Annotated in this window: 11 protein-coding genes; 7 read left to right on the top strand and 4 right to left on the bottom strand. The window is 41.0% G+C overall.

Translation table 11 applies throughout. The annotated features are described in order from the left end of the window. Window positions 1–49: 49 nt before the first annotated feature. Together leuC and leuD are read left to right on the top strand one after the other, a co-directional pair. Window positions 50–1,450, top strand: coding sequence for a 3-isopropylmalate dehydratase large subunit (gene leuC / locus I6F48_RS10995; RefSeq protein WP_197119417.1), 1,401 nt, complete (start codon window positions 50–52; stop codon window positions 1,448–1,450). Beyond that, window positions 1,450–2,049: a 3-isopropylmalate dehydratase small subunit gene (gene leuD, locus I6F48_RS10990; RefSeq protein ID WP_010555450.1), complete on the top strand. Its 600-nt coding sequence runs from the start codon at window positions 1,450–1,452 to the stop codon at window positions 2,047–2,049. Before leuC ends, leuD begins: the two co-directional genes overlap by 1 nt. 93 nt (window positions 2,050–2,142) lie before the next feature. Here leuD and I6F48_RS10985 read toward each other — a convergent pair whose 3' ends face one another. After that, window positions 2,143–3,642: a DUF3360 family protein gene (locus I6F48_RS10985; RefSeq protein ID WP_197119416.1), complete on the bottom strand. Its 1,500-nt coding sequence runs from the start codon at window positions 3,640–3,642 to the stop codon at window positions 2,143–2,145. A 418-nt stretch (window positions 3,643–4,060) separates the two neighbouring features. Between I6F48_RS10985 and I6F48_RS10980 the strand changes: the two genes are divergently transcribed. Continuing rightward, the gene (locus tag I6F48_RS10980) at window positions 4,061–5,047 is read left to right on the top strand and encodes a hypothetical protein (RefSeq protein ID WP_197119415.1); all 987 of its coding nucleotides are present in this window, start codon (window positions 4,061–4,063) and stop codon (window positions 5,045–5,047) included. 87 nt (window positions 5,048–5,134) lie between these two features. On the opposite strand, the gene I6F48_RS10975 is transcribed toward I6F48_RS10980, so the two are convergent. Then, entirely contained in the window at window positions 5,135–6,760 is a 1,626-nt protein-coding gene (locus I6F48_RS10975; RefSeq protein ID WP_197119414.1) for an endonuclease, read from the bottom strand. A gap of 303 nt (window positions 6,761–7,063) precedes the next feature. Between I6F48_RS10975 and I6F48_RS10970 the strand changes: the two genes are divergently transcribed. From I6F48_RS10970 to I6F48_RS10955, 4 genes are all read left to right on the top strand, one after another. Continuing rightward, entirely contained in the window at window positions 7,064–8,878 is a 1,815-nt protein-coding gene (locus tag I6F48_RS10970; protein WP_197119413.1) for an assimilatory sulfite reductase (NADPH) flavoprotein subunit, read from the top strand. Between the two features lie 61 nt (window positions 8,879–8,939). Beyond that, window positions 8,940–10,637 carry an assimilatory sulfite reductase (NADPH) hemoprotein subunit gene (gene cysI / locus I6F48_RS10965; protein WP_197119412.1) on the top strand — a complete coding sequence of 566 codons (1,698 nt, stop codon included), beginning with the start codon at window positions 8,940–8,942 and terminating at the stop codon, window positions 10,635–10,637. A 42-nt stretch (window positions 10,638–10,679) separates the two neighbouring features. Beyond that, entirely contained in the window at window positions 10,680–11,420 is a 741-nt protein-coding gene (locus I6F48_RS10960) for a phosphoadenylyl-sulfate reductase (protein WP_165739219.1), read from the top strand. Between the two features lie 144 nt (window positions 11,421–11,564). After that, entirely contained in the window at window positions 11,565–12,113 is a 549-nt protein-coding gene (locus I6F48_RS10955; protein ID WP_197119411.1) for a DUF4124 domain-containing protein, read from the top strand. On the opposite strand, the gene I6F48_RS10950 is transcribed toward I6F48_RS10955, so the two are convergent. Both I6F48_RS10950 and acnA read right to left on the bottom strand, forming a co-directional pair. Continuing rightward, a complete protein-coding gene (locus I6F48_RS10950; protein ID WP_165739223.1) occupies window positions 12,114–12,368 on the bottom strand; it encodes a hypothetical protein in 255 nt (84 codons plus the stop codon). 137 nt (window positions 12,369–12,505) lie between these two features. Beyond that, complete coding sequence (gene acnA, locus I6F48_RS10945) at window positions 12,506–15,250, bottom strand: aconitate hydratase AcnA (RefSeq protein ID WP_197119410.1); 2,745 nt, start codon at window positions 15,248–15,250, stop codon at window positions 12,506–12,508. Between the last annotated feature and the right edge of the window lie 74 nt (window positions 15,251–15,324).

Raw genomic sequence — 15,324 nt, 5'->3', positions numbered from 1 at the left:
AGTTGCAGCACCGTTATGCTGCAACTCAAACAGATTAGGGAATTAGCAAGTGGCCCAAACGTTATACGAAAAAATTTGGCAAGCACACACCGTTGCCAGCATAAACGAGCAAACCGACTTACTTTATATTGACCGCCATTTAGTGCATGAAGTTACTTCTCCGCAGGCTTTTGCAGGCTTGCGTGAAAAAAACCGTACTGTACGTTGCCCAGAAAAAACCTTTGCAACCATGGATCATAACGTATCGACTAAAAGCCGATCGCTCGATGCAGCAAGCGAAGTATCTAAAAACCAATTAATGGCGCTTGATAAAAACTGTAAAGAGTTTGGTATTGTGCTTTATGATTTAAACTCAATTAACCAAGGCATTGTGCATGTAATGGGGCCAGAGCAGGGTATTACTTTGCCAGGCACAACCATTGTATGTGGCGACAGCCATACCTCTACTCATGGTGCGTTTGGCGCATTGGCGCATGGTATTGGCACATCTGAAGTTGAACACGTATTAGCAACGCAAACGCTACAGCAAAAAAAGGCGAAATCGTTAAAAATTCAAATTAACGGTGTATTGCGTCCAACGGTTACTGCTAAAGATTTAATTATGGCGGTTATTGGCAAGTTAGGTACCGCTGGTGGCACAGGTTATGTAGCAGAGTTTTGTGGTGAAGGCATTGAAGCGCTTTCAATGGAAGCCCGTATGACGCTATGTAATATGAGCATAGAAATGGGTGCAAAGGCGGGTTTGATTGCCTCAGACCAAATTACTTATGACTACTTAAAAGGTCGCCCGTTTGCACCTAAAGGCACAGATTTTGATGCAGCCGTTGAATATTGGGAAACATTAAGAACAGATGAAGGCGCACACTTTGATTTAGTTGTTGAGCTAAATGCCGACGACATTCAGCCGCAAATTACCTGGGGCACAAGCCCAGAGCAAGTAATTGGTGTTGATGAGTGCATACCCGATCCAGACCAAGAACCTGATTTAATTAAAGCGGACGCTATTCGCAGCGCACTTAAATACATGGACTTAAAAGCGGGCGATAAATTATCAAGCGCGAAAGTAGACACGGTATTTATTGGCTCATGTACAAATAGCCGCATTGAAGACTTGCGCGCAGCTGCAAAAATTGTAGAAGGCAAACATGTTGTAGCCGGCATTGAAGCGTTAATTGTACCGGGCTCTGGCTTAGTTAAAAAACAAGCCGAAGACGAAGGCTTAGCCGATATTTTTAAAGCCGCTGGCTTTGAATGGCGCGAACCAGGTTGTTCTATGTGTTTAGCGATGAACGATGACCGCCTAGGAGCAGGCAAGCGTTGTGCATCTACTTCTAACCGTAACTTTGAAGGTCGCCAAGGACGTGGCGGGCGTACTCATTTAGTAAGTCCTGCAATGGCCGCAGCTGCTGCAATACATGGTCACTTTGTTGATATTAGAGGAGAAGCCTAATGAGCGTATTTTTTAGTGGCTTAATGGCCCCACTTGATAAAAACAATGTAGATACAGATCAAATTATTCCTAAGCAGTTTTTAACATCAACTAGCCGTGAAGGTTTTGATGCTGCATTGTTTTATGATTGGCGTTACCTAGATAACGACGAGCCAAACCCTGATTTTATTTTAAATCGCCCGTGTTACCAAGGCGCGCAAATATTATTAACGCGCGATAACTTTGGTTGTGGCTCATCTCGTGAGCATGCACCATGGGCACTTAAGCAATATGGTTTTGAAGTTATTTTGGCTGAAAGCTTTGCAGATATTTTCTTTAATAACTGTGGTAACAATCAAATGTTAGCCATAGCGTTACCTGCCGACACGCTTGAGCAGTTGTTTGTACTGAGTGAGCAACATGACGATATAAACATTGAAATCGACCTTGAAAATCAAACACTAACAAGCAGTAAGTTTGCACCAATTAGTTTTGATATTAGTAAAGAGGTAAAAGAGCGCTTATTAAGTGGCTTAGATTTTATTGGTGTAACCGAAACGCTAAACCCACAAATTGATGCGTTTGAAAAACAACTAGCGACTGAGCGTTCTTGGCAGTAATTGCTTAACCGTGTGTATTAAAAATCACGTATTAAAAATCACGGCAATTGCCGTGCTTTTTTGTGGGTAAATATGAGATGTGGTAGCTAAAGGTTAATGCCTAAAGTCAGCCATTAACGCAGGTATACCGGGTAACATGCCTACAATTGCCATTACAGTGGTAAGTAACACAAACATAATAAGTGGAATCACCCAGCGGCTCATTTTAGTTAGCTCAGCGCTGCGCTCTTTACAGCCAATCAGCCCTAAGTTATCAAGTAACATAGTAAGTGACCAACCAAAAGCAGGATTAACCAAGGTCGAAGCAAACACCACAATAGCGGCTGATTGCGTTGTTTTACCTTCGCGCGTCATTTCCATGCCAGCTTCAAGTAGCGGGATAAACACCCCAACAATAAGCGCTACACACAATACAGGCTGCCAAATTGCTAAATCCATAGGGTAGCCCCATAAACCAGCAATAATACAAAATAATGCAGTTAAAATAGCGCCAGCAGGGATAGGGCGTTTAGCAATAGCGGCAGGCACAATATAAGTACCCCAAGAGGAGGCAAAGTTAGCACCACCGGCAAGTGAGCCGAATGTTTGTCTAACCGATGCACTTAGCATGGTGTCGTCTATATTCATTTGTACTTTTCCAGTGCGTTGCGGATAGCTTATTTTTTGAAATACTTGATGGCCTAAAAAATCAGGAGACCACATAGCAACGGCGAGCACTGCAAATGGGAGTACAACAACAAAGCTTTCAAGTGTTGGTAAACCTAGCATCCAACCCGTGTTTTCGCCCCACCAGTAAGCTGGGTTCATATTTGGTAAACCCGGTGCAGTATGAAACTCAAACGGTGCACCTAAGGCAAAGGCAACCACGCCACCAATAAGGCAGCTTAACGGCACGGCTAACCAACGTTTTTTAAAGTGCTCTAACAGTGCATATAGTAAAATGGTGGCTAAAATAACAATAAACGCAATGTGTGCCATATCAATAGCTTCAGCCCAAGCAAACAGCTTTTTAACTTGCGAAATAGTACCAATAAAGCCTAAATAAATAAGTAGCCCGCCACATACACCTTTACTGGTTAGGCGCGCGAGCATACTTCCTCCCTTGGTTATGGCTAAAATAAAACCAAAGGCACCAATGAGTAAGCCAAACGCCATAGGATGGCCGCCAGCAGCAACAACAATAGGAATTAACGGAATAAGCGGGCCGTGAGTACCAGCCAAGTTGGCTGTAGGTAAAATAAAGCCTGAGAATAAGATGATAAAAATAGAAACAATGAGTAATTCGTAGCGCACATTTTCTAAAACAAAGGCATCGCTTAATCCAAGAGGCGCCGCAAAGGTTGCTGCAATAGCCCCCACCATAACGACTTTACCAATAGTGCCCGCCATTGCAGGTATAGTGTCTTCAAATTCAAATCGGTAATCTCTAAACGGTAAATTAGGACGCCAGCGCTTAGGCTGCATAATTTGTAATTCATGTTCGAGGTACTCGTCGCGAGTATTAAACTCTGAACTCGGCTTGTGAAGTTGCTCGTAGCTTTGAGCATCCTTGTGCGTGTTTGATGGTGCATCACCGGGTGGTGTAGTTTGCATGCGTTCTCCTGCAACATTGTTGCTTAATCAAATAAATACGGCTTTTGTTAAAGCAAATGAATATTGAACATGCAGGGTAAATCAGCTTTTAGGCTGGGATGTATAGGCAAAAGGTCGTGCATGGTTGTTTTTAATACAGTTAATCTGACAGTCAGCTTTACGTTAAAAATTATAAAATTACACAAAATGATTTAAAGTTATTACAAATCAATGGTTTGTTTTTTATTTCAAGGAGTTTGATCACTGTTTATAGCGGGAAGTAGTGTTAATGGCAGGTTATTATCCTTTAGTCTTAGTGGCTGTAAAAGCCGCTTTGTTTGAAAAGCTTATTGGTAGCAGCCGTTAATTTCGTTTTATTTGTGGTGAAATAATACTTCTGTTACTTTCGGATTGTTAATAACAACAATAAAGAATAGAGATGCAACTCAACTCCCCTAAATCAATTGGTATTTTACTTGGTACGCTTTACGGCATATTTATGCGGCTGTTTGTAGAGCTAGTCAATGCTTACAATTTAGGTAGCTTAGTCTCTATATCATTTATGTTTTTAGTGCCTGTTGCTATTGGCTATATTCGTATTCACTTTGAGTACAACGAATCAAAAACATTAACTAAAAGGCAAATGATCACGATTGCTTGGCAGCCTATTTTTGTTTTTTTATTTGTAAGTATAATTACTTTGCTTGAAGGGAGCATTTGTGTGGCAATGGCTTTGCCTGCTTTTATGTTTTTTGCCAGCATTGGTGGGTTACTTGCGGGCTTTGTTAGAAAACGTAAAATAAAAAAAGCGAATAGTTCTTTATTATCAATCGCGTTGTTACCTATATTGCTCTCACCTATTGAAGTTAACTTTTTACATTTATCAAAAACATACGAAGTAACAAATTCAATAGCTATTAACGCGCCCATCAATGTTGTGTGGCAGCAGTTAGCTAATGTGAGTGACATAAAACCACAGGAAGTGCCTTTTTCACTCACTCAATTAATTGGTGTACCAAAGCCATTAAAGGCAAGTATGAATGCTAGCGGTATAGGCGCTGTTCGCACAAGTACTTGGCAAAAAGGCGTTGTGTTTAAAGAAGTAATAACCGACTGGCAACCAAATAAACAGATGCATTATAGATTTGATATAGACCCTGATGCTATCCCCGATGACGCACTCGATAAACACGTAAAACTAGGCGGTGAATACTTTTCACCTCTTTACGGTGGATATGAGTTAAGTGAAGATAAAAGCGGGAATACGATTTTAACGTTAAAAACGACCGTGCAAGATAATACAAATTTTGGTGTTTATTCGCGAATATGGGGTGAGGTGATATTTCAAGATTTTCATTACACACTTTTAACGTTGATGAAAAACAGAGCTGAAAAATCACTTATCGCAGCTGTTTCTTATAATTAGCTTAAACCATTGTGACTATAAAAAATATTACACGCTAAAAGGTAAAGCCTTTGCATTTGCAAAGGCTTTTGTTTTAACTGCTAACTTTTACCAGATCATTTCTACAAATTCAGGGTGGTCGATATACGGGTTACGATTACCTTGAAATTCAAACGCTGCTTGGTTACGGTCAAGTTCCATTTGGCTTACAGGATCGCTGTTATGCCAGTTAAGCAGCATGGCTACAACCCAGTTCTCAAATACTTGGTTGCTTGAACCATTAAGTACAGCATTACTTGAGGTCGTTTTGGTTTGCCAAGTGCCTATTACATTTTCGTAGCGCGTTGCCATGTAAAAATAAGCGCGAGCAAAGTCACCTTTAAATTCGTCAATTGGCTCAAATACAGTACCTGAGTAATTTAATGAACTTGCGGCAGAACCTAATTTACTACCGTTGGTTGATGTAAATGAAGCGCTTGCTACTTCACCAAATGGGAAGTTACTACGTTTTGAGTTTACATAACCGTCGGTTGCGTAAATATGATGCACATCTGAGTTCATTGGCTCAATAGTGCCGCCAAACCAGCTTTTAGGAAATGAATGCTCACGGTTGTAACAGCCGCCTTCTCCACTATAGTTACCACATTGATCGCTCACCGCAGCATAATTGTAGCTGTCAGAGCCGTTTGGTTTTTCGCTATACATATCTAAAATGCTGTTATCGTTTTCAAAGTATGTATCACGTGCTGATGAGTCGTAAAAATTCCAAATAGCCGAGTAACCCTGTGCATTATGATCTTTAATAATATTATAAAGCTCAGTTTTTAGTGCATAACCCGATAGCCCTTGAGCTGTAACATAGTAGCCAGTGGGTGTTGGGTTAGTCCCGCCTCCATCACCAGAGCCACTGCCTAAAGTAAATGCCGTGCTGTCTGTATTATTAAAACTTGCACCGCTAGCAAGTGTGGTAGAGCCTTGCTTAAGCGCATAACTGCCATTACCTGTTGAACAACACATGCCATCGCCGTAGCTGTCGTTAATAACAAGTGTGTAAGTTCCATCAGTTAGGCATATTTGCTCATCATACTGAGTGTTTGATGCGTAACCACTGCCGTTAGCAACAGCGCTACCTTGATTGTTATTAACGGCCCAGCTAGTTTCGCTACCGTAATTATCGGTATTAAGCGTTAGTGTAAGGCTATTGTCGGTACAACTTGTTGATGCGCTGCCATCAGCATTTGGTAAAAAGTTATCTACGTATACGGTTTCGCTGCCATCAAATCCACTTACATCATAAAACCTAAGCCCTACGCTAATTGTTTTATCACTATTTGCTGTATAGCTATGGCTAACTGTTTGCCATTGGTTAGTTTGTGCTTGATTTGAATAGCCTTGATAACCATCTACATACAAGCGAGCTTTAATTTTACCTTCGGTGTGGTAAACATCAGCCGAAAAGTTATAGGTTTTACCTGCTTTTACAGCAACTTGTTGTAGTAAATCAGTGTTACTTTGCGATCCTGTAGTTACATTTACAGCAGCAGAGCTACTACCGCTTTTAACTGTACTGGTTGAGCGCGTTAAGCTGATTCCGCTATCAATAGTGCTCCAAGAACTAGGTGTATTACCTGACCATTGTTCAAAGCCGCCATTAGCTACATTGGCCATTACAGGTAATGAGCCAAGTAATAATGCGGTACTAAGTAGTTTATTTTTATATTTCCCGTGTAACATAGTTGTTCCTATTTTTATTTTGAATGAGGAATATACCCTACATTAGTTAGGTTACAAAATTGTTAATTTAAAGTGCTGTAAAAGGCAATAATCGCCCTTTAATCTGTTTTTGAAGGTATTTTTATAAATTAATAACTAAATGGAATATCAAAGCAGATTCTATTCTTTTTTTATCTATGCAGAGCCCGTTATCCTAGATACTTAGAAAACCTCAACAGATACGCTCTGGATGAGGTAAAACTCATTTTTAACAATACACAAAGTGTGTTGTGTTTAATTTTCAGGGTTATGGGGAATCGATTCATGTTGTTAGGTCAACTAAATGCTGCGGCAAGCCCGCTATCGCAAGATCAAGTACAAAAGCTGCAAGGTTTAGTGGCTGAACTTAATCCAATTCAACAAGCGTGGGTAAGTGGTTACTTAGCTGCAAATGCTAATTCGGCTGCGTTAGGTGCTCCTACGGCAGGCGTACCGACTGCGGGTGATGCAGCAGCGCTAACTATTTTATATGGTTCGCAAACAGGTAACGCAAAAGGTGTAGCTACCAAAATGAAAGAGCAGGCTGAGTCGCGAGGCTTAGCAGTTAAGCTTGTTAGCATGTCAGATTACAAACCAACAGCCCTGAAAAAAGAAAAGTTTTTAACTATCGTTGTATCTACTTACGGCGAAGGTGAGCCACCTGAAGACGCAGAAACACTTCACGAATTTTTAGCCACTAAAAAAGCGCCAAAACTAGACGATGTAAAAATAGCGGTTATTGGCTTAGGTGATTCTAGCTATGAGTTTTTCTGCCAAACAGCAAAAGACTTTGAAGAGCGTTTAAATAAACTCGGTGCGCAAACCATATATCAACGTGCTGATTTAGATGTAGATTACGAAGATGAAGCTGCAACATGGATTGCCGGTGCAGTTGATGCATTCGAACCTGATTTAAAAGCGCAGCAAGAAGCCGCTGGTGGTCAAGTTGTATCAATGCCATTTGGCGCACCAACGACCGCTTCAAGCCAATACACAAAGCAAAATCCATTTGAAGCAGAGCTATTAACAGTTCAAAAAATTACCGGTCGCGACTCAACTAAAGATGTACGCCACGTTGAAATTTCGCTTGAAGGTTCAGACATTACTTACACACCTGGTGATTCATTAGGTGTGTACTTTTTAAATGATGATGTATTAGTTGATGAAGTACTTACACTTACTCAAATAGATGCAACAAGCATTGTAAAAGTAGGTGATGAAGAGCTAAGCGTACGTGATGCACTTATTGAAAAACTAGAGCTGACTCAGTCATACCCAGGTTTTGTAGAAAAATACGCAATAGCAACTGGTACGCCTGAATTATTAAAGCTTGTAGAAGATAAAGCTGCAATGCGTGCGTATATTGAACCTCGTCAAATATTTGATGTGATTCGCCAAAACCCTGCAAACATTGATGCGCAAACATTAGTAGATTGCCTACGTAAACTACAAGCTCGTTTGTACTCAATTGCATCTAGCCAAGCTGAGGTTGAAGACGAAGTGCATTTAACACTAGGTCTAGTGCAGTTTGATACATTTGATAGCGAGCATTTAGGTGGTTGTACGGGTTACTTAACTCGTCGTGCAGAAGAAGGTTGTAAAGTTAAAGTATTTAGCGAACACAACGACAATTTCCGCCTACCCACTAACGATGATACACCTGTGATTATGGTTGGTCCTGGTACGGGTATTGCGCCGTTCCGTGCATTTTTACAAGAACGTGATTCGCGTGAAGCGCAAGGCAAAAACTGGTTGTTTTTTGGTAACCCACATTTCACTCAAGACTTTTTATACCAAGTAGAAATACAGGGTTATTTAAAATCGGGTTTACTTAACAAAGTAGATGTTGCATTTAGCCGTGACCAAGCAGAAAAAGTATATGTGCAAGATAAGTTACGCAGTAACAGTAAAGACGTGTTTGAATGGTTAGAAGCTGGCGCTCACTTTTATATTTGTGGCGATGCAAATCGCATGGCAAAAGATGTACACAACGCCTTGCTTGATATTGTTAAAGAAAACACAGGCAAGAGCAATGAAGACGCAGAGCAATATTTAAAAGATTTGCGTAGCGCAAACCGCTATCAGAAAGACGTGTATTAATCACGTTTCTTATTTTATTTAGCAGCTAGCAGCCGTCACTGTAACAAATTTAGGATTTAAAATGAGCGAACAAGATAAAAACGTAAAACTTTCTGATAACGAACGTTTGAAAAGAGAAAGTAACTTTTTACGTGGCACCATAGAAAAAGATTTAACAGACGAAATTACCGGTGGCTTTACAGCCGATAACTTTCAGCTAATTCGTTTTCATGGCATGTATCAACAAGATGACCGCGATATACGTGGAGAGCGCGCTAAGCAAAAGCTAGAGCCGCTGCATAATGTGATGTTACGTGCACGTATGCCTGGCGGTATTATTAAGCCAGAGCAGTGGTTAGCAATCGACAAGTTTGCAGATGACAAAACAAGCTACGGCAGCATTCGTTTAACAACGCGTCAAACGTTTCAGTTTCATGGAGTGTTAAAGCCTAATATTAAAGGCATGCACCAAATGCTTGATAGCGTAGGTATAGACTCTATTGCTACAGCGGGTGACGTTAACCGTAATGTACTTTGTACCACTAATCCCGTTGAGTCTGAGTTACACCAAGAAGCTTACGACTGGGCTGCAAAAATTTCTGAACATTTATTACCAAAAACGAAAGCGTATGCCGAAATTTGGTTAAATGGCGAAAAAGCAGAAACCACAGAAGAGCCAATTTTAGGATCTAACTACTTACCGCGTAAGTTTAAAACCACGGTGACTATTCCACCTAACAACGAAGTTGATGTGCACGCTAACGATTTAAACTTTGTGGCAATTGCTGATAACGGCAAACTTGTTGGTTTTAACGTATTAGTGGGCGGTGGCCTTGCCATGACGCACGGCGATACAGCAACTTATCCGCGTAAGGCTGATGACTTTGGCTTTATTACGTTAGAAGATACCTTAAAAATTGCAGAGCATGTTGTATCTGTGCAGCGCGATTGGGGTAATCGTTCAAACCGTAAAAATGCTAAAACAAAATACACACTAGACCGTGTAGGCGTTGATGTATTTAAAGCCGAAGTAGAAAAACGCTCAGGCGTTACGTTTGCACCAAGCCGTCCGTTTGAGTTTACTCATCGTGGCGACCGCATTGGTTGGGTTGAAGGCATTGATGGTAAGCACCACTTAACGCTATTTATTCAAAGTGGTCGTATTTTAGACTACCCAGGCAAGCCGCTTAAAACAGGTTGTCGTAAAATCGCAGAAGTTCACCAAGGTGACATGCGTATGACGGCAAACCAAAACTTAATTATTGCTGGCGTACCTGCCGATCAAAAAGCAGTGATTGAAGAAATTGCCCGTAGTCATGGCTTAATTGATGACACAGATTCGCAGCAGCGTAAAGATTCAATGGCGTGTGTTTCACTGCCAACGTGCCCACTTGCAATGGCTGAGGCAGAGCGTTACTTACCAAGCTTAGTTGAAAAAACTGAAGCACTGCTTGCTAAGCACGGTATACCCGATGACAGCATTATTATGCGCGTTGTAGGTTGCCCGAACGGCTGTGGCCGCGCAATGCTTGCAGAAGCTGGTTTAGTAGGCAAAGGCCCAGGTAAATACAACGTTTACTTAGGTGGTAATTTAGAAGGCACACGTATTCCTAAATTGTACCTTGAGAACGTAGGCGAAGACGTTTACCTAGAAGCATTCGATAAGCTAATTGGCCAATGGGCTAAAGAGCGTAACGACGGTGAGTGTTTTGGTGACTTTGTTATACGCAAAGGCATTGTTGCTGAAGTAAAAGTATCAGTAACCGATTTTCACGCATAATTTAATACCAGCGCTTAGCGCTGGTGAGGCTTGGAATTTACCATGAGTGAATTTAAAAACATTTTACAGCTAGATAAACAAAGCCAAACGGCAATGTTAGCTGATGCTAATGGTTTACTAGCGGGTATGAGCGCTGAGCAGCGCGTTGCATGGGCGCTTGATAACTTGCCTAATACGGCATTTTTATCATCTAGCTTTGGTATTCAAGCAGCAGTGATGCTGCATTTAATGACCTCACAACGCCCAGATATTCCTGTTGTATTAACCGATACTGGTTATTTATTTCCTGAAACGTATCAGTTTATTGAACAAATGAGTGAGCGTTTATCGCTTAACTTAAAAGTGTATAAAGCGCAGTTGAGCCCAGCATGGCAAGAAGCCAAATTTGGTAAGCTATGGGAGCAAGGGGAGGACGGCATTAAGCAATATAATCAGCTTAATAAAGTAGAGCCGATGACCCGCGCGCTAAAAGAGATTGAAGCCGGTACTTGGTTTAGTGGCCTGCGCCGCGATCAATCATCATCGCGTGCTGATAAACAGTTTGTAGAAATTAGCCGTGGCACGGTTAAAGTGTACCCAATTATTGAATGGTCTAACCGCGACGTGTATCAGTACCTAACTAAGCACGATTTACCTTATCACCCATTATGGGAGCAAGGTTATGTGTCGATGGGCGACGTGCATACAACGCGTAAGTTAGAACCTGGAATGACAGAAGAAGAAACTCGCTTTTTTGGTTTAAACCGAGAATGCGGACTACACATGGATGGTGACGGTATTTAACGTTACTAAGTTGTAGTTAAATCAATAACAACAACGCAGCTTAGGCTGCGTTTTTATTTTCTTTAATTAGGGTACAAAAATTGCCTAATTAAGTATTTTTTATTAAACTCAAGGAAATAAAGGATTAATTAAAGCAGGAACGCTATGAAATACTTTACCTACTTAGCTATATCAATCATGGCTATTGCAGTCATCTCTTTGTTTTATTTAAAAAAGCCCGATGGTCAAACATGGCTTTCTGCATCATCTATTAGTAATGAATCTCAGCAAATTAAAGAAAAAATGGTCGCGCTTTCAAGCAATACTCTAGATCAAGCTGTGCAGGGTGTTAAGCAAGCGGGCGATAAAATTGCGAGCAGTATTTCTGATGAACCAATGCCTGCAAGTACTAACTCAAGTAGTAAAATTTTTAAGTGGCAAGACGAAACCGGTCAATGGCACTTTTCTGATACACCTAACCCGCATGCAAAAAGTATTGAAGTAAAACTCGATCCTAAAGATATTACTGTTATTGCTGCAGAAGACACGTCTATTTTAAATACCTCTTCAAGTACAAATACAATGTCGGCTGCACAAGAGGGGATCAGTATTTTGAACCCAGACTCTGTTAAAAAGCTATTTAATGACGCCGAAAATGTAAAAGACAAACTAGAAAAACGTAATAAAGAAATTAATAATTTAAGCGCACTTTAGCTATTCTGAGTTAGGGCTTTTATGGTTTTTTAAATAACGTTTTTCGGCTTCCATTAACAGTATGGTTAAATATATTTTAGTGGGAAGTGATAATAGCACCCCTATAGCGATAAATGCTGCCGCTGTAATTATTCCTTTAATACCATGATTAACAGTGAAATAACTCGACACAATTAAAGAGTGGCCAGTCACAATAAGGCATAATCCAAACACTATTGATGTTTTAAGCAGTCGAATAATCATTATTTGCGACATAGTCACCTCACTAAGAGTAACCCTAGTGTAGGCCGGCTTTAAATATTCGGCATTGATTTGAAACAATAAACGGCACACATAAAAAAGCCCAGCTTATTACTAAACTGGGCTTTTAAATGCACTAATTACAGCGCGTATTAATCGAGCATATTACGCAATACATATTGTAAAATGCCGCCGTGTTTGTAGTAATCCCACTCTTTAGGGGTATCAATACGTACATCAGCACTCAAGGTTACTTTTTTACCTTCGGCATTGGTTGCAATAACGGTTACTTCATCGGTTTTATCGTACAAGCCATCAATATCAAATTGTTCTTGCCCAGTTAACCCATGTGACTCGTAGCTTTCACCTTCTTTAAATTGCAGCGGTAATACACCCATACCAATTAAGTTAGAACGGTGAATACGCTCATAGCTTTGTGCTACAACGGCTTTTACACCAAGTAATAGTGAGCCTTTAGCCGCCCAGTCACGAGATGAACCTGTACCGTACTCTTTACCCGCTAAAATAATAAGTGGAGTATTATTTTTTTGATACTCCATAGCCGCATCGTAAATGCTTGCTAAATCGTTTTCTGGTTGCGTACGTGTTACGCCACCTTCAGTACCTGGAGCAAGTAAGTTTTTAAGACGAACATTGGCAAACGTTCCGCGCATCATTACTTCGTGATTACCACGGCGTGAGCCATACGAGTTAAACTGCGATTTTTCTACACCTTTCTCTTGCAAGTATAAACCTGCTGGCGCTTCTGCTTTAATAGCACCCGCTGGAGAAATATGGTCAGTGGTTACTGAATCCCCAAGCTTAGCTAAACAACGTGCACCTTCAATAGTAGGAATGCCCGGTGGTTCTACTTTCATACCATCAAAAAATGGTGCTTTTTTAATGTAGGTAGATGCGTCATCCCAATCGTAAAGTTTGCCATCCGGTATTTTAATTTGCTGCCAGCGGCTATCGCCTTCGTAAACGTTAGCGTAGCTTTTTTCGAACATTTCTTTAGTTACTGTTTCTTTAACTAGGTCGCTTACTTCTTTAACACTTGGCCAAATATTTTTAAGGTAAATGTCGTTACCGTTAGCATCTTGAGCAAGGGGTTCGTTGTATACGTCAATATCGGTTCTACCTGCAATAGCATAAGCTACAACAAGCGGAGGAGAGGCTAAAAAGTTCATTTTAACATCTTGGTGAATACGTCCTTCAAAGTTACGGTTACCCGATAAAATAGAACTAACCACTAATTTGTGCTTTTGAATGGCATCTGATATTTCAGTTGGAAGTGGGCCTGAGTTACCAATACAAGTTGTACAACCGTAGCCAACAAGGTTAAAGCCTAAGCTTTCTAAGTCATCCATTAGGCCTGCTTTTTCCAGGTAGTCGGTAACTACCTTAGAGCCTGGCGCAAGTGATGTTTTAACCCAAGGTTTTACATTAATGCCTAACTGTTTTGCTTTTTTAGCGACTAAGCCTGCGGCTAAAATAACACTAGGGTTAGAAGTATTAGTACAGCTGGTAATTGCAGCAATAACACAAGCGCCATCGTTAAGCTCAAACTCTTGGCCTTTAAATTTAACTTTAGCGGCGCCCATAAACTGTGCTTCGTCTACTGGCTCATCTGGATTTGTTGCTGGGCCTTCACTTTCAATACGAGCTTGTTCTTCATCGCTTTTATCGCGACGAGCCATACGCTCGTCTTGGAAGCCTTTTAAATGATCGCCAATAACTTTGCCAGCTTCGTTTAGGGCAATTCTATCTTGTGGACGTTTAGGGCCGGCAAGGCTTGGTACAACATCGTCTAATTTAAGCTCGAGTGTATCGGTATAGTTAGCTTCGTCGCCATCGTTACGCCATAGGCCTTGATGCTTAGCATAATCTTCAATCAGTTTTAAGTGGTTTTCGTCGCGGTTTGTTAAGCGAAGGTAGTTAATGGTTTCATCATCAATCGGAAAAATACCACATGTAGCACCGTACTCTGGTGCCATATTAGCAATGGTAGCTCTGTCTGCAAGTGGTAAGTCAGCAAGGCCGTCACCATAAAACTCTACAAATTTACCCACTACGCCGTGGTTACGCAGTATTTCGGTTACTGTTAACACTAAATCGGTTGCGGTCGTACCTTCAGGTAAGCGGCCGCTTAGCTTCATACCGACTACTTGTGGAATGAGTAAGCTAATTGGCTGACCAAGCATGGCTGCTTCAGCTTCAATGCCGCCTACACCCCAACCAAGCACACCTAAGCCATTAATCATGGTGGTGTGAGAGTCAGTCCCTACAAGCGTATCTGGGTAAGCGTATTTTTTGCCGTCACGGTCTTCATTAAAAACAACGCGCGCTAAGTATTCTAGGTTTACTTGGTGAACAATACCGGTTGCTGGTGGCACTACTTTTAAATTATCAAAAGCGGTTTGTCCCCAACGCAAAAATTCGTAACGTTCTTTATTTCGGTCGTATTCAAGTTTTGCATTTAAATCAAATGCACCATCATTGCCGTAACCATCTACTTGTACCGAATGGTCAATAACAAGTTCAGCAGGCGATAACGGGTTTATTTTTGCAGGATCACCACCTAGCTTTTCCATTGCGTCACGCATCGCGGCTAAATCAACAATAGCGGGTACGCCGGTAAAGTCTTGCATAACTACGCGAGCGGGGGTAAAGGCAACTTCAGATGCAGGTTTCGCTTGAGGGTCCCAATTAAGTAGGGCTTGAATGTCTTGTTCTTTAATATTTGCGCCGTCTTCGTTACGAAGAAGGTTTTCAAGTAATACTTTTAAGGAGAAGGGCAATCGTTTCGCTTTGTCGCCAAGTCCTTTTAGAGAATGAATATGATATTGCTCACCATTTATTGTGAGCTGATGTTGGGTATCGAAACTATTATTCATTATTTGCCCCTTTATGAATTATAAAAATATTTTGAAGAGTGACCTCTGTAGTGCTTGAGTTGCAAAGTACATAC

This window comes from Pseudoalteromonas sp. SWYJ118 (assembly GCF_015864505.1).
GTDB lineage: Bacteria > Pseudomonadota > Gammaproteobacteria > Enterobacterales > Alteromonadaceae > Pseudoalteromonas > Pseudoalteromonas arctica.
The sequence above is the reverse complement of the archived record's forward strand: the minus strand, read 5'-3'. Positions and strand labels throughout refer to the sequence as shown.